Consider the following 15,209-nt stretch of genomic DNA (forward strand, 5'->3'; position numbering starts at 1 on the left):
CGCCCATGAGCAGCCGTGAGGACGAGACGCTCGCGCAGGCCGCCGTGGCCGCGCTGACGTGCCAGCTGGAGCTGGCCCCCAAGCCCGGACTGCCCGACCCGCGCGATCTCGGCGCCCGGGCCACCCGCCAGGACCACTGCTCCCTGCGCTGGTCGGCCAAGGCGCTGGCGCCCGGCCTCGCGGCCATGGCGGCCGCCGCCCGCCGCACCGGTCACCCCACGCCCGAACTCCGTGCGGAGCTGGGCGCGATCGGCCGGTCCACCGAGCACTCGGTGGCCCTGGCGGGCGGCGGCCACCGCGGCGCCCTGTGGGCCCTCGGGCTCCTGGTGGCGGCCGCGGCCCTGGAACCCCGTGCGAGCGGGAACGACGTCGCCGCGACCGCCAAGCGGATCGCCGCGCACCCCGACCGGCGGGCGCCGCGGCGGCCCTCCCGCGGGTCGTCCGTCTCGGCGAAGTACGGCGCCGCCGGCGCGCGTGGTGAGGCGCGCGCCGGGTTCCCGCACGTACGCCGGGCGCTGGACGCGCTCGGCGCCGCGCGCACGGCCGGCGCGCCCGAGCCGTACGCCCGGCTCGACGCCCTCCTCACCGTCATGTCCACCCTCCAGGACACGGAGTTGCTGTACACCGCCGGTCCCCTCGGTCTCCGCCATGTCCAGGCGGGCGCCCGGGGCGTGCTGGAGGCGGGCGGTACGGTCACGGAGGCGGGGCGCGAGGCCCTCGCCGCCTTCGACGACGACCTCCACGCGCGCGCGTGGAGCCCCCGTGGCAGCGGGGCGCTGCTCGCGGGGGCGCTGTTCGTGGACGCGCTGCCGGTGGTGGTCAGGGCACCGGCACGGGCTGCCTGACCCCGTCCCGGCTCGGGGCTGTCACGCCGCGCGTGGCAGCCCACCGCGCCGCCGGACCCATCCCGAACGACGCCGCCGCCATCAGCCCGCCGAGCAGGAGCCACCCCGGCGTCCCCCAGCCCACCAGCAGGGCCGTCAGGACCAGCGGACCCATCGTGCGGGCCACCGTGACGCCGGTGCCGAAGAAGCCCTGGTACTCGCCCATGCGGTCGGCCGGCGCGAGGCCGAAGGCCAGCTGCCAGGAGCCGGCGGACTGCTCCATCTCGGCGACGACCTGGAGGACCGCGCCCGCCACCAGGACCCCGGCCGCGACCCACGGGGAGGCGCCGGACGACAGGGCGAAGACGGCGCAGGACGCCAGCATGACCAGCCCGGAGCGGCGTATCGCGCGCGTGGCGGACGCGCGCCCCGTGACCCCGCGCGCCATCCGCACCTGGAAGACCATCACCGCGCCGGTGTTGAGCACGAACAGCGCGGAGACCAGCCAGGCGGGCGCCTCGGTGCGCTCGGTGATCCACAGCGGGATGCCGAGGCTGAGCAGCGGCATCCGCAGCAGCAGCACGGTGTTGAGGAACGTGACCAGTACGTACGGGCGGTCGCGAAGGACACCGGCGCCGAGTCCATGACCCCGCTGTACGAGGGCGGTCGGCACGGTCGGCAAGCGCAGCAGCAGCGCCGCGCACAGCAGGAAGCTCACCGCGTCCAGCGCGAACACCCCGAGGTACGCGGCCCGCGTCCCGGCGTGCAGCGCGAGCCCGCCGAGCCCCGCGCCCACCGCGAGACCGGCGTTGAGCGTCGACTGGAGATGCGCGAGGAGCCCGGTCCGCTGCCCGGCGGGTACCAGCCCCGCGAGCAGCGCCTGCCGGGCCGCCGCGAGCCCCGACTGCGCGGACGCGTACGCGCACGCCGCGAGGACGAAGGGGAAGAAGCCACGGACGACCAGGAAGGACGCCATCGCCGCGGCGGTAGCCAGCGCGAGCAGCACCGCCGTGCCGCGCGGCCCGCGCCGGTCGGCGAGCCTCCCCAGCGGCACGCCCACCAGCGAGCCGATCGCCCACGCGACGGTCAGCCCGAGTCCCACGCGCGCGGGGGCGATCCCGACGACGTGGGTGAAGTACAGCGCCGAGGTCACGTAGTAGGCGCCGTCTCCGACGGAGTTGGTCAACTGGGCCAGGGCCAGGACGCGCTGTGGGCCGGCGGGCGGGACGAGACGGCTTGACTGCACGCGAGCTGCATTCGTCATGTCCTCGACGCTAGGGGCATATTGGCATGCTCAACAGCTCCAATTGCCACACCTGTTGATGGCCCAATTCAGCTGGGGCGGCGCGCTCCCTCAAGCACTCGCCCCAGGACCTCCAGCGCCTCGGGGTACACCCGCTCCCGAGGCGTCCCGTACCCCACGACCAGCCCCTGCGGCCGTTCCCCGCCGCGCGCGTGCCAGTGGTCCCCGAGACGCCCGACCGCGAGCCCCTCCTCCGCGGCCCGCGCCAGCACCTCGGTCTCGTCCGCCACCTCGACCAGCGCGTGCAGCCCGGCCGCGATGCCGCGCACCTTCGACCGCGCCCCCAGCCGGTCGAGGAGCTGGTCTCTGCGTCGCCGGTAGCGCAGCCGGCATGCGCGCACATGCCGGTCGTACGCGTGGCTGTTGATCATCTCGGTGAGCGCCAACTGGCCTATGGACTCGGTGTGATGGTCGCTGTGCAGCTTGACGTCGGCCACCGCGTCGACCAGGTGCGGCGGCAGCACCATCCAGCCGAGGCGCAGCGCGGGCCCGAGCGTCTTGGAGGCGGTGCCCAGGTACACGACCTGGCCCGGTGCCATCCCCTGGAGGGCGCCGACCGGCTGCCGGTCGTAGCGGAACTCCCCGTCGTAGTCGTCCTCGACGATCAGCCCGTCACGCGCGCGTGTCCAGTCGGTGAGCGCCCGCCGACGCTCGGGGTGCAGCGTGACACCGGTCGGGTACTGGTGCGCGGGCGTGACGACGACCGCGTGCGCCCTCAAGGCATCCAACGCGCCCGCGCAGGCGCCGCGTTCGTCGACCGGCAGCGGCACCACGGACCCGCCGCCCTTCCTCACCACATCCCGGTGGAACGGCAGCCCGGGGTCCTCCATGGCGACCGTCCCGCCGTCCAGCACGCGCGTGAGGAGCGCGAGCCCCTGCACGTACCCCGAAGTGATCACGATCCGCTCGGGGGGTGCGATCACTCCCCGAGCGCGCCCCAGGTAGCCCGAAAGCGCCGTCCGCAGTTCGATGCGCCCGCGCGGGTCCCCGTAGTCGTACGCCAGGGAGGGCGCCGTCGCGATCGCGCGCCGCAGCGCCCGCAGCCAGGCCGCCGCCGGGAACGTGCCGACGTCCGGGCTGCCGGGACGCAGATCGAAACGGGGCGCACGCGCGCGTGCCCCTCCGTTCGGCGCCGCCAAAGAAGAGGCCGGCAACAGCGCGACCTCGGTGCCCGACCCCTGGCGGGCCGTCAAATACCCCTCGGCGACCAGCTGGTCGTACGCCCCCTTCGCCGTCCCGCGCGAGACGCCCAGCTCGGCCGCCAGCCGCCGGGTCGCGGGCAGCCGCGTGCCCGGAGCGAGCCGCCCGTCGCGCACGGCGTCCCGCAGGGCGCGCTCGAGCCCGGCTCTGCGCCCCGCGGCCGCGTCGGGCTCCAGATGCAGGTCCACCCCGACGCCGGACCAGAAATCGTCCACGAAAAGCCGCCCCCAGACACACCAATGGCCGGGCACCTCTCCTCGGACCCGGCCACCAGTCTCGTATCAGGCGTTGAAAGCCGCTATGTCAGCCCTTCAGGGACGCCATCCACGCCTCGACCTCGTCGGAGCGGCGCGGCAGGCCCGCCGACAGGTTCCGGTTGCCGTTCTCGGTGACCAGGATGTCGTCCTCGATGCGGACGCCGATGCCGCGGTACTCCTCGGGCACCGTCAGGTCGTCCGCCTGGAAGTACAGGCCCGGCTCGACGGTCAGGCACATGCCCGGCTCCAGCGTGCCCTCCACGTACGTCTCGGTCCGCGCGGCGGCGCAGTCGTGGACGTCCATGCCGAGCATGTGACCGGTGCCGTGCAGGGTCCAGCGGCGCTGGAGGCCCAGCTCGAGGACGCGCTCGACCGGGCCCTCCACGAGGCCCCACTCGACGAGCTTCTCGGCCAGCACGCGCTGCGAGGCGTCGTGGAAGTCGCGGTACTTGGCGCCCGGCTGCACGGCCGCGATACCGGCCTCCTGGGCCTCGTACACGGCGTCGTAGATCTTCTTCTGGATCTCCGTGAACGTGCCGTTGATCGGCAGCGTGCGTGTGATGTCGGCGGTGTAGAGCGTGTGCGTCTCGACGCCCGCGTCCAGCAGAAGCAGGTCCCCGGAGCGCACGGGACCGTCATTCCGCACCCAGTGCAGCGTGCAGGCGTGCGGTCCGGCGGCGCAGATCGAGCCGTACCCGATGTCATTGCCCTCGACCCGCGCGCGCAGGAAGAAGGTGCCCTCGATGTAGCGCTCGCTGGTCGCCTCGGCCTTGTCGAGGACCCGTACGACGTCCTCGAAGCCGCGCGCGGTCGAGTCGACGGCCTTCTGGAGCTCGCCGGCCTCGAACTCGTCCTTGACGAGCCGCGCCTCGGAGAGGAAGACCCGCAGCTCCTCGTCGCGCTCGGCGGTGACCTTGTCGGTCAGGGCCGCCTCGATCCCGGCGTCGTAGCCGCGGACGACACGGACGGGGCCGGTGGCTTCCTTCAGTTTGCCGGCCAGCTCGCGCACGTCCGAGGCCGGGATGCCGTACAGCTGCTCGGCCTCGGCGAGGGAGTGGCGGCGGCCGACCCACAGCTCGCCCTGCCCGGACAGCCAGAACTCGCCGTTCTCGCGGTCGGAGCGCGGCAGCAGGTAGATGGTCGCCTTGTGGCCGCTGGTGGTGGGCTCCAGGACCAGGACGCCGTCCTCGGTCAGGTTGCCGGTGAGGTACGCGTACTCGACCGAGGCACGGAAGGGGTACTCCGTGTCGTTCGAGCGGGTCTTCAGGTTGCCCGCGGGGATCACCAGGCGCTCGCCCGGGAAGCGCGCGGAGAGCGCGGCACGGCGGGCGGCCGTGTACTCGGCCTGCGCGATCGGCTCCAGGCCGCGCAGCTCCGTGTCGGCCCAGCCGGACTTCATGTTCTCGGCCAGCTCGTCGGACACGCCCGGGTACAGGCCGTTCTTGCGCTGTTTGATCGGCTCTTCTTCGCCCGCTTCGTCAGCGGCTTCGTCGAGCACGGCTTCCGGGGTCTCCGGGTTGAGCGCCTCCGACACGGTCTGCCTCCTAGATACGACTCTGGACCCCCACCATCGTACGGTCGTACTGAAGGGGGCCCAGGGCCGGAAGACCTGTTACGTACGGCTCACTCAAAGCGGCCTCCAAACGCTCACTCGAAACGCGCCGCCAGGAGTACGACGTCCTCCACGCTGTCTGCCTCGTCCAGCCCGTCCGGCAGCACACTCCGCAGGACGTGATCGGCGATCGCGCCCGGATCGTCGCGCAGCGCCCTGGGGACGCCGGCGGCCGCCGCGTGCAACCGCGCGAAGGCGCGGTCCATGGGGTCGCCGGTGCGGTGCAGCAGGCCGTCCGTGTAGAGGAGCACGGTCTCGCCCGGTTGGGCGGTCAGTTCGACGCTCGGCGCCTCCCAGCAGGCGAGCATCCCCAGGGGCGCCGACAGGGAGGTCTCCACGAACTCCGTGCGCCGCGCGCCGATCACCAGGGGCGGGCTGTGTCCGGCGCCGGCCAGCGTGAGCTTGCGCAGCGCGGGCTCGCAGTACGCGAAGAGGGCGGTCGCGGAGCGGGCGGGCTCGGTGAGCCTGAGCAGCAGTTCGAGGTCGGACAGGACGGCGACGGGGTCCTCGCCCTCCATCACGGCGTACGCCCGCAGGGACGCCCGCAGACGGCCCATCGCGGCGACCGCGCTGGGCCCCGACCCGGTGACGGAGCCGACCGCGAGGCCGAGCGCGGCGTCGGGCAGCGGCAGCGCGTCGAACCAGTCGCCGCCGCCGCGCGGCCCGGTGCGGTGCCGGGCGGCGAGCTGGACGCCGGAGACCCGGGGCAGCCGTGGGGGGAGCAGCTCCTCGGACATCGTCGTCATGCACGCGCGCGTGCGCTCCAGTTCCAGCAGCCGTGCCAGGTGCTCGGTCGCGTACCGGGCATAGAGGCCGATGAGATGGCGCTGGCGCTCGACGGGTTCGGCGGGCTCGTCGTAGAGCCATACGGCGGCGCCCAGCCGGCCCGCGGCCTCGGTGGACAGGGGCAGCGCGTAGCTCGCGGCGTAGCCGAGCCGGGCGGCCACCTCGCGGTGGCGGGGGTCGAGCCCGTCCTCGGAGAACAGGTCGGGCTGCGTGATCTCGGCCTCGCCGCCCGGCAGCCCGTCCAGGATCCTGCCGTACGACATGGAGCTGCGCGGCACCGTCTCGATGTGGCCGAGATCCGCCCGCGCGAGGCCCAGGCCGATCGTGGTGTCCGGGCCGAGCCCGTCGCCCGGTTCCATGACGACGAGACCGCGCCGGGCGCCCACGAGGGCGGCTCCGGCGCGCAGCAGTTCCTGGAGTGCGTCGCTCAGCGTCGCGGTGCGTGCCAGGCGCTCGGTGAGTTCATGGAGGGTGGTGAGATCCGAGACCCAGCCCGCGAGACGATCTTGGAGAACGGCTCCGGGGCCGGTGGAAGAGGTGGCCGAAGAGACACCCGTGGCGGCAGTCGTTGGCGCGACAGTGTGTGCGGGCGACGGAACCGTTGAATCGATTCCGGCCACTTTCGGAAGGTGAGGGGCGTTCATGGCGTCCGGCTTTCCGACCGGTGCGTATTGCTCAATAGCATCGCAAACCCCCATGTCGTTCTGCGCCGCTAGCAGTGTCTCCACATGTACACGCACTCGTGAGGGGATGTCCAGCATTGTCCTGCTGGGATTCCTGGTGTCCATGGGACTCGTTGATGCTCTTGCGGGAAAGCAAAGTTGGCTTAAAACTGACTCGGGTAACGGCTTATTGGGGTCGACTGGCCCTGTTCGACGGAGCGTCACAGCGGTCGTGATGGGTACGTACTCGGTGAAGGCCAGGGGTGGTTGGGTTACGCCCGGAACCTGGCGACGGACCCGGGCGTCTTAACCACCGACGACCGTGCCCCATCCTCCCGTGGCGGAGGCGGCAAGAAATACGCGGGACGGCAAAACGCCAGGCGCCGCCACCCCACGCCATGCCCATGCTTTAGACAGACGCAGTATGGACGCGGACGCAGCCAAACGCTCGGCCCAGAGGGGTTCCCCTTGTCTCCAGCAGGGGTGTGATGCGCCAGCAGGTACGCACAGTGAAGTGATCGACACATGGTGTGATGTGGTCCACAGTGTTGCCAGGCGTGCAACGGAAAGGAACGAGCGCTCATGCGCGAGATCCTCGGAAGGCGACGCAGGCTCCTGTCCAGGCGAAACAGCGGGCGGCCTGAGATGCTCAAGCCGGCCCTGACCTTCGCGACCGAATGGCAGTGGCCCGTACTCCCGGGTGTGGCATCGGACCCGCAGGGGCGCGCCCGCTGCGGATGCCCCGACCCGGAGTGCACGGTGCCCGGCGCCCATCCCTTCGACCCCGGTCTTCTCGCGGCCACCACCGACGAGCGCATGGTGCGCTGGTGGTGGACCAACCGGCCGTCGGCACCCATCGTGCTGGCCACCGGAGGCAGGGCCCCCTGCGCGGTGAGCCTGCCCGCCCTCGCGGCGTCCCGCGCGCTCGTCGCGCTCGACCGCAAGAGCATGCGCCTCGGCCCGGTCGTCGCGTCCCCCACGCGCTGGTCGATCCTCGTCGCGCCGTACTCCATGGAGCAGCTCGGCGAGCTGCTGTATGCCAAGGACTACGTGCCCGGCTCCCTGCGCTTCCACGGCGAGGGCGGATACATCGCGCTGCCCCCGTCCGAGACCGGCCAGGGCGAGATCCGCTGGGAGCGCGCGCCGCTGCCCGGCTCGGCCGCCCCCTGGGTGCCCGATGTGGAGGCCGTCGTGGACGCGGTGGTGGAGGCCCTCACTCGTACGGGTGTGAGCGCGCCCGAGTTGTAGCGGTGCCCGGCGCGCGGTGAACCGCGCGCCCGCCCCCGGTCGATATCTTCGCCCTCATGAACGTTCGCCTGCTCGCACTCGCGGGCGTAGTGGCGGTCACGGTCGCCCTTCCGCTGGCCGTGGCATCCGCGGGACCCGTCGGTGACGAGGGTCCCGCGGTCGTACGCGCATCCGAACGCGATGACGCCAAGCGGCAGGAGGCCCCCGCACCCACGCGGTCGCCCCTGCTGCTCGGCCTCGGTCTCGCCACCGCCGCCCGGTGCGGACCCGAGCTCTCCTCGCCCGACGGCATCGAGGCGCAGACCTGTGTCCTGACACAGGGTGAGGACACCTGGGCGCGCACCTACTACCGCAACGCGACGGGCGACGAGCTGAGCTCCGTACTGAGCCTCATGGGGCCGGGTGGCCGCACGGTGCAGATGCGCTGCGCGATGGGCGCGGAGGACGACCCGGGGGCGTGCGAGACGCCCCGGGAGCGCACGACGGGGGATGTGGGGGCGTACACGGCGGTCGCGGAGTTCGCGAAGGGCACCGGGAGCGGACCGCTACTGCTGCGCTCCGGGAGCAACTCGGCCTCGTAGCACGCGAGTTGGTGCCGCCCGAGGTGCCGTACGGGGAGGGGGTCCGGTTCCGCGCCGAGCGCGCGGTCGGATCCGCAGCGAGAGCGCCGCTGGATCCGCACATGGAAAGACCCGGTTGCTGGCGACGGGGGATGCACCAGCAACCGGGCTACTCGAACGGTAACAAGAGATCGGCGGTTCGCAAATTCGATCTCGGCTATTCGGACACGGATTTACCTGTCACAACAGGGAGTTGTGACAGGAGTCACCCGCTCCGTGAGGCGCTGACCAGCTGAACGGTCGGTCAGTTCGCTCCCTGTGCGTCAGCTGAGCGTCACCTGTCGGTTGGTGAGGCCGCCGCGCGCCCGGCGCTCGTCCGCGCTGAGCGGCGCGTCGGTGGCCAGAGCGGTGGCGAGGCGCTCGGCGAACTCGGCCGCCGGCTTCTCGATGTCCTCCGCCGTGACACCCGTCGGCAGGTCCCAGACCGGCACCGTGAGCCCGTGCGCGCGGAAGGAACCGACGAGCCGGGTGCCCTCGCCGAGGCTCGACGAACCGGCCGCGTGCAGCCGCGCGAGGGCGTCCAGAAGCTGCTCCTCGGGGTGCGGCATGACCCAGCGCAGATGGTTCTTGTCGGGGGTCTCGCACCAGTACGCCGCGTCGACGCCGGCGAGCTTCACGGTCGGGATGGCGGCGGCGTTGGCCCGCTCCAGGGAGGCGGACACCTCGGGTGCCGTGTTCTCCGCGTCCGGGACCCAGAACTCGAAGCCCGCGTGCACAACTGGCTCGAACGTGCCTTCGGGGTCGAGCAGATCCTGTAGCCGCGGACCGTCGGCAGGGGCGCGCCGGCCCTCGACCGGAGTGCCGGGCTTCGCGGTGAGCGCGCGCTGGAGGGTGTCGGCGAGATCGCGGCTGATGTCGCCGGACGCCGTGTCGTTCTGCAGGCCCAGCAGGACCGAGCCGTCGTCGCGGCGCAGCGCGGGCCACGCCATCGGCAGGACCGTGGCGAGCGTGACCGACGGGACGCCCTCGGGGAGGGTCTCCTTGAGCTTCAGTTCGACGGTCGCGGCGGGCACCAGCTCGCGCAGCGCGACCCAGTCCCCCTCGCCCGGCAGGCCCTCGAAGGGGCGCTGCACCAGCTCGGTCACGGCGTGCGCGGCTGCCCGGCCGTGACAGGCCTTGTAGCGGCGGCCACTGCCGCAGGGGCAGGGTTCGCGAGCACCGACAACCGGGACCTCTCCGTCGCTGATCCGCGGCTGCTTGGCCTTCGTCTGGGGTCGCTTCTTGGCCATCGTGGGTGTCTCCCGATTACGGCTCGTCTCGTACGGGCGCGAGCCTAGCCGTTCGCGCGACGGCTGACGGGACCCTGTGGACAACGCACCGAGTCGTCCCGGAACAGATGCTTCGGTCCAGGTCGTCTCAGTCCAAGCCCTCGAAGGCGTCCGCGAAATCCAGGTCGGGTATCCCGGAGACGGACGGTGACGCGACGCGCGTAGCGAAATCGTCACGTCGGCGCGCCGTTTCCACGTTCTCCTGGACGACGACCCACACCGTGACCTCTCCGCGGGCGTCGTCCCGGACGCCCCAGTCCTTGGCCAGTGCCGTGATGATGTTCAGCCCGCGGCCGCCGTGCGCGGTGACCGAGGGCGTGGCCGGAACCGGGCGGGTCGGACCACCGCCGTCCGTCACCTCGACGGTGAGTCTTCCGGACGCGTCGACACGCCACGCGGCGCGGACGTCGCCGTCCCCCGCCAGGGCGTCGCCCAGTGGCCTGCCGTGCCGGCACGCATTGCTGAGCAGTTCGGAAAGGATCAGTACGGCATCGTCGATGACCGATTCCGCCACGCCACCGGAACGCAGCTGATCACGCATCCGGTGTCTTGCTTTCCCCACGCCCGCAGGGCCATGGGGTACGGCCATGCTCGACGACGTGGGCACCTCCTGTGCCACCACCAACGCCACCCCCGAGACCTCCTTTGCCCCACGCCACGGTGTGGATGCCCTTTTGGACTGGACCGGAAACCGGCCAATCCACGTCTCCTGACGCACTCGTAACGATCGAATACGGAACGAACGCGCCGGTGCACTCCCTGTAATTGCCCGGCCGGTTTTCGTCCGTGTTGGCGGGGTGGATTTCCGGTGCCTCCCGGGCGTGTCCGCCGGGAAGTCAGCGGCCCAGCTGGCGCAGCACCGCGCGCGGGCGGTTGGTGATGATGGCGTCAATGCCCAGCTCAACGCAGAGATCGACGTCCTCGGGCTCGTTCACGGTCCAGACGTGCACCTGGTGTCCGGCTCGTTTCAGTCGTTCGATGTACGCGGGGTGACTGCGTACGATCCGCATCGACGGGCCCGCGATCCGGACACCCGCGGGCAGCCGTCCGTCGCGCAGCCGGGGCGAGACGAACTGCAGCAAATAGACCGTGGGCAAGGCCGGGGACGCGGACCGGACGCGGTGCAGTGAGCGCGCCGAGAAGCTCATGACGCGTACGCGCGACTCGGCGGCGGACTCCGGGGCGTCCAGGCCGAAACGCTTCAGCAGGAGCAGCAGCCGCTCCTCCACCTGGCCCGCCCAGCGCGTCGGGTGCTTCGTCTCGATGGCCAGCTCGACGCGGCGGCCCGCGTCGGCGACGAGCTCGAGCAGCCGCTCCAGGGTGAGGACGGAGGTGTCCTCCGGGTCCCCGGGGCCGTACTCCCAGTCGGGCGACTCGTCGCGGTTCTTCCAGGCGCCGAAGTCCAGTGCGGCGAGCTCGGCGAGCTCCAGGGCCGAGACCGCTCCGCGGCCGTTGGACGTACGGTTGACGCGGCGGTCGTGGACACAGACGAGATGGCCGTCCGCGGTCAGCCGTACGTCACACTCGAGGGCGTCCGCACCGTCCTCGATCGCTTTCTTGTACGCGGCCAGGGTGTGCTCGGGGGCCTCTTCGGAGGCTCCGCGGTGGGCGACGACTTGAATCGGGTGCTGTCGTGCGAGGGTCACCGCGTCATGGTGCCACCGCCACGGGGCAGGCGTGCGGGCGGAGACATCACGAATCGGTCAGTTTCGCCGGACAGGTCCGTTATAAAGGATCGCCTCGGACCCACAGCCACCGCTTATGGTGCTCTGACGGCCGGTGGGAAAAGCTGACGGCAGACAAAGGCACATGCACAGCTGAATCGCGCCGGACCGCCGACAAGCGTGAATGAGCGTGACCGAGTGCGACCGAGAACAACAGCCGTGGATCGAGGAGAAGAGCTGTGAGCACCGAGAACGAGGGCACCGCAGTACCCCCGGCCCCGTCCGCACCTCCTGTGCCGGTGGACACTCCCGCTGCTTCCGCGCAGGCCGCTGCGCCCGAGGGGGGCGCACCGACCGCTCCGATCCCGGCGGTGCCTCCGAGCGCCCCAGGCGCGCAGGAGCAGACGTCGGCGCCCGCGGGGCAGCCGGACTACGCCTCCGCCGGGGCCGGACAGGGTTCCGAAGCGCAGAGATACGGCGCGGGGGTACCGGGTTCCGCGGAAGGCGCCTCCGCAGGACCGGGCTCCGCCGCCGAGGCGGGCTGGCCGCCTCCGCCGCCCGCCACTCCTTCGTACGCCGACGGCGGTGGTTCGGGATCCGACGGCTGGGGCTCCTCCTACCAGCAGCCCGCGCCGAAGCCGAAGAACGGGCGCGGCGGCCTGGTCGCAGCGATCCTGGTGGCCGCGCTGGTCGCGGGCGGCGTCGGCGGTGGCATCGGCTACTCGCTGGCCAAGAACAACGACAACTCCACCGACTCGACGACCGTTTCCGCCCCGAGCAGCAGCGGCGACGTGAAGCGCGCCTCGGGCACGGTCGCGAACGTGGCCGCCAGCGCGCTGCCGAGCACCGTCACCATCGAGGCCCAGAGCACCAGCGGCGAGGGCGGCACCGGCACCGGTTTCGTCTTCGACACCCAGGGCCACATCCTCACCAACAACCACGTCGTGGCGGACGCGGTCGACGGCGGCAAGCTCACCGCGACCTTCCCCAACGGCAAGAAGTACGACGCCGAAGTGGTCGGCCACGCCCAGGGCTACGACGTCGCGGTCATCAAGCTGAAGAACCCCCCGTCGGGCCTGAAGCCGCTCGCGCTCGGCGACTCCGACAAGGTGGCCGTCGGCGACTCGACGATCGCGATCGGCGCGCCCTTCGGTCTCTCCAACACGGTGACCACAGGCATCATCAGCGCCAAGAACCGCCCGGTGGCCTCCAGCGACGGCAGCTCCAGCAGCAAGGCCTCGTACATGAGCGCCCTGCAGACGGACGCCTCGATCAACCCCGGCAACTCCGGTGGCCCTCTTCTGGACGCGCAGGGCGCGGTCATCGGCATTAACTCGGCGATTCAGTCCTCGAGCAGCGGCGGCCTCGGCGGCACCAGCCAGTCCGGTTCCATCGGCCTGGGCTTCGCGATCCCGATCAACCAGGCGAAGAACGTCGCCCAGCAGCTGATCAAGACGGGCGAGCCGGTCTACCCGGTGATCGGCGCGTCGGTCTCCCTCGACGAGGGCACCGGCGGCGCGAAGATCACCGAGCAGGGCGCGAGCGGCTCCGCCGCGGTCACCTCCGGCGGCCCCGCCGACAAGGCCGGCCTCAAGCCCGGCGACGTCATCACCAAGCTCGACGACCAGGTGATCGACAGCGGCCCCACCCTCATCGGCGAGATCTGGACCCACCAGCCCGGCGACGTCGTCAAGCTCACCTACACGCGCGACGGCAAGACCCACACCGCCGAGGTCACCCTGGGACAGCGCGCGGGCGACAGCTGACCGGTTAGTCTTGTCCCCGCGCCGTCACCATGGTTGACGGCGCGGGGTGGGTTGCCCGAGCGGCCTAAGGGAACGGTCTTGAAAACCGTCGTGGCAGCGATGTCACCGTGGGTTCAAATCCCACACCCACCGCTTGCAGGTCAGAAGGGGTGTCTCTCAACGAGAGACACCCCTTCTGCGTGAAGCCGACGGGCCTGCATGAACTCGACGCCGTGCGTGACCCTGTTGAGCGAGCGCAGTGGAGCGTTGCCGTCCGCGGCGGCTCAGCTTCCCGCAGGCCTCGGCCGCTGGACCGTCATCCGTGCCGCCGAGGCGACCGTCGAGCGGGCCTCGCGTTCGGTGAGGCCGGTGCGGACGGCGGCTTCGACCAGGGGGGCGGTCAGTTGGGGGCCGATGCCGTTCTCATAGGCGCGGCAGGCGGCCCAGAAGAGGCGGGTGTTGCGCTGGCCCGCGTGGGCGGCGAGCACGAACTGGATCAGGCCCTGGCCGTGTTGGCCGGTCGAGAGGGGCGTGGGGTGGTGCGTACGGGGCGCGGGCGTGAGCAGGCGCAGGAGTTCGCGCGGGCAGGGCGCCGGGGCCAGCTGGGCGGTGCCCGGGGCCGTGCCGTACACGCCGTGTTCGGTGCGTGAGCCGGGGCCGACCAGGTAGCCGCCGGCGCCGCGGATGTCGATACCGGGGGCCAGGCGGCTCGCGGAGTTGGGGACGACGACGTCGGGCGGGCCGCTCAGCCAGAGGTGGCGGCCGCCGCTGGGGGTCAGGACGACGACCGTGTCCGGGATCGTGAAGAGGTGGCGCAGGGCCAGTTCGCGCAGGGCCGCCGAGGAGTCCGTACCGGATTTGGTGTCGAGGTCGATGCCGATGAGGTGGTGCGGGTCGAGGCCGCAGGCGATGCCGTAGCCGGTGGCCCAGGGGGCGGCGGCGAAGAGTTCGCGGATGCGCCGGGGGTCGGTCGAGGCGTCGTACACGCCATGCCCGAAGCGGCCGCATTCGCCGTGGCATGCGCGTGTCGTGGGGTCGGGGTCGTCGCGGTGGGGGGAGCGCAGGGCCGGGAGCTTCGTGCGGGACAGCGGGATCACCGCGAGGCCGCGCTCGGCGGCGGACAGGGCGTGGGCCAGGGCCAGGGTCGTGGCCTGCCGGTCGATGGTGGCCATGCCTCTATGTTCGTACGAGTGTTCGAAAAAGGGAAGGGCTCGATCAGGGGATGGGGGCGACGGAAGGCGCTGGGTGGGATTGGTCGAAATGTGCCGGAACGCTTCAGCCCTTGCGGCGCCTGGGATGAGGCTGCCTGCCGGGGCTGGCAGGGGGTTTATGGGCGTGAAGGGGGTTTATCGACATGTCATCACGCTTGAGGGCGAATCACGGCTTCCGGGGTGGTTCGCCGGGGATTCGGTGGGCAACTCTGGATTCGCGACGTCGTGCACAACACCGAGGTGGTCGGCCAACCGCCTTGGAGCAAGTCGTATTTCACGTACATCCCGGTTCACCACCGGTGCGTACAACCGGTTCTGGAGGAATTCACATGGCAAGCATCCGTACCGCCCGCGTCCTCGCCGCCGTCGCGGCCCTGCCCCTCGCGGCCGCCCTCTTCACCGGCGTCGCGGCGGCAGACAACGGCGCCTTCGCGGACGACGGATCGAACGCGGGCGTGGCGACCGTCAGCGGCAGCGGGGTCGGACACAACAACAACGGCAACTCCTCCACCACACAGCAGCAGGCGGTCGGCTCCGGTGCCTCGAACCAGAGCAACACGGCCCAGGTGAACCGTTCCGCGTTCACCGCCATCGACCAGTCGTACACCGTCGTCAACTTCACCGAACTCTGGTGAGCCGTGGGCCGATGCGCTCTCATCGGCCCTGAAATCCCGTGTGGGGTTGTGCTCTGTGGGGTGTGACGCGTCTGCGCGGCGGTGCTTCGGTGCCGTCGCGCAGACGCGTTTCCGGGCGGCCGGGCGGTCCCGGCGGCGCGGACTCCGTGACCTTGACAGTGCACGGCATCTGAC

13 protein-coding genes and 1 tRNA gene are annotated in these 15,209 nt (G+C 71.6%); 6 read left to right on the plus strand and 8 right to left on the minus strand.

The window, feature by feature from the left end:
* The first annotated feature begins 5 nt into the window (after positions 1-5).
* Positions 6-845, plus strand: a complete 840-nt coding sequence (locus ACZ4WS_RS14505; protein WP_467980340.1) for a triphosphoribosyl-dephospho-CoA synthase — start codon at positions 6-8, stop codon at positions 843-845.
* Here the strand turns inward: ACZ4WS_RS14505 and ACZ4WS_RS14510 are convergent.
* From ACZ4WS_RS14510 to ACZ4WS_RS14525, 4 genes are all read right to left on the minus strand, one after another.
* On the minus strand, positions 820-2,088 hold the full coding sequence (locus ACZ4WS_RS14510) for an MFS transporter (RefSeq protein WP_467980342.1): 1,269 nt from the start codon (positions 2,086-2,088) through the stop codon (positions 820-822). The genes ACZ4WS_RS14505 and ACZ4WS_RS14510 overlap by 26 nt on opposite strands.
* Positions 2,089-2,156: 68 nt before the next feature.
* Entirely contained in the window at positions 2,157-3,542 is a 1,386-nt protein-coding gene (pdxR, locus tag ACZ4WS_RS14515; RefSeq protein WP_467980344.1) for a MocR-like pyridoxine biosynthesis transcription factor PdxR, read from the minus strand.
* An 88-nt stretch (positions 3,543-3,630) separates the two neighbouring features.
* On the minus strand, positions 3,631-5,118 hold the full coding sequence (locus ACZ4WS_RS14520) for an aminopeptidase P family protein (RefSeq protein ID WP_467980345.1): 1,488 nt from the start codon (positions 5,116-5,118) through the stop codon (positions 3,631-3,633).
* Positions 5,119-5,231: 113 nt separating this feature from the next.
* Positions 5,232-6,743, minus strand: a complete 1,512-nt coding sequence (locus ACZ4WS_RS14525) for a PP2C family protein-serine/threonine phosphatase (RefSeq protein ID WP_467980540.1) — start codon at positions 6,741-6,743, stop codon at positions 5,232-5,234.
* A gap of 483 nt (positions 6,744-7,226) precedes the next feature.
* Between ACZ4WS_RS14525 and ACZ4WS_RS14530 the strand changes: the two genes are divergently transcribed.
* Entirely contained in the window at positions 7,227-7,892 is a 666-nt protein-coding gene (locus ACZ4WS_RS14530; RefSeq protein WP_467980347.1) for a bifunctional DNA primase/polymerase, read from the plus strand.
* 56 nt (positions 7,893-7,948) lie between these two features.
* The gene (locus ACZ4WS_RS14535; RefSeq protein WP_467980349.1) at positions 7,949-8,473 is read left to right on the plus strand and encodes a hypothetical protein; all 525 of its coding nucleotides are present in this window, start codon (positions 7,949-7,951) and stop codon (positions 8,471-8,473) included.
* A gap of 302 nt (positions 8,474-8,775) precedes the next feature.
* Here the strand turns inward: ACZ4WS_RS14535 and ACZ4WS_RS14540 are convergent, their stop codons facing one another.
* The 3 genes from ACZ4WS_RS14540 to ACZ4WS_RS14550 all read right to left on the minus strand — a co-directional run bounded on the left by ACZ4WS_RS14540 (position 8,776) and on the right by ACZ4WS_RS14550 (position 11,426).
* The gene (locus ACZ4WS_RS14540) at positions 8,776-9,741 is read right to left on the minus strand and encodes a DUF5926 family protein (RefSeq protein WP_467980350.1); all 966 of its coding nucleotides are present in this window, start codon (positions 9,739-9,741) and stop codon (positions 8,776-8,778) included.
* Positions 9,742-9,868: 127 nt separating this feature from the next.
* Positions 9,869-10,498 (minus strand): ATP-binding protein, encoded by a 630-nt coding sequence (locus ACZ4WS_RS14545; RefSeq protein WP_467980352.1) that lies wholly within the window; start codon positions 10,496-10,498, stop codon positions 9,869-9,871.
* A 118-nt stretch (positions 10,499-10,616) separates the two neighbouring features.
* Positions 10,617-11,426, minus strand: a complete 810-nt coding sequence (locus tag ACZ4WS_RS14550) for a glycerophosphodiester phosphodiesterase (protein ID WP_467980354.1) — start codon at positions 11,424-11,426, stop codon at positions 10,617-10,619.
* Between the two features lie 257 nt (positions 11,427-11,683).
* Between ACZ4WS_RS14550 and ACZ4WS_RS14555 the strand changes: the two genes are divergently transcribed.
* Both ACZ4WS_RS14555 and ACZ4WS_RS14560 read left to right on the plus strand, forming a co-directional pair.
* Positions 11,684-13,210, plus strand: a complete 1,527-nt coding sequence (locus ACZ4WS_RS14555; RefSeq protein ID WP_467980356.1) for a S1C family serine protease — start codon at positions 11,684-11,686, stop codon at positions 13,208-13,210.
* A gap of 45 nt (positions 13,211-13,255) precedes the next feature.
* A tRNA-Ser gene (locus ACZ4WS_RS14560) sits at positions 13,256-13,342 on the plus strand.
* A 131-nt stretch (positions 13,343-13,473) separates the two neighbouring features.
* On the opposite strand, the gene ACZ4WS_RS14565 is transcribed toward ACZ4WS_RS14560, so the two are convergent.
* Positions 13,474-14,361 (minus strand): bifunctional DNA primase/polymerase, encoded by an 888-nt coding sequence (locus tag ACZ4WS_RS14565; RefSeq protein WP_467980358.1) that lies wholly within the window; start codon positions 14,359-14,361, stop codon positions 13,474-13,476.
* A 368-nt stretch (positions 14,362-14,729) separates the two neighbouring features.
* On the opposite strand from ACZ4WS_RS14565, the gene ACZ4WS_RS14570 reads away from it, so the two are divergent.
* Positions 14,730-15,035: a hypothetical protein gene (locus ACZ4WS_RS14570; RefSeq protein WP_467980360.1), complete on the plus strand. Its 306-nt coding sequence runs from the start codon at positions 14,730-14,732 to the stop codon at positions 15,033-15,035.
* Positions 15,036-15,209 lie beyond the last annotated feature (174 nt).

The organism is Streptomyces sp. NPDC029292 (genome assembly GCF_055569295.1).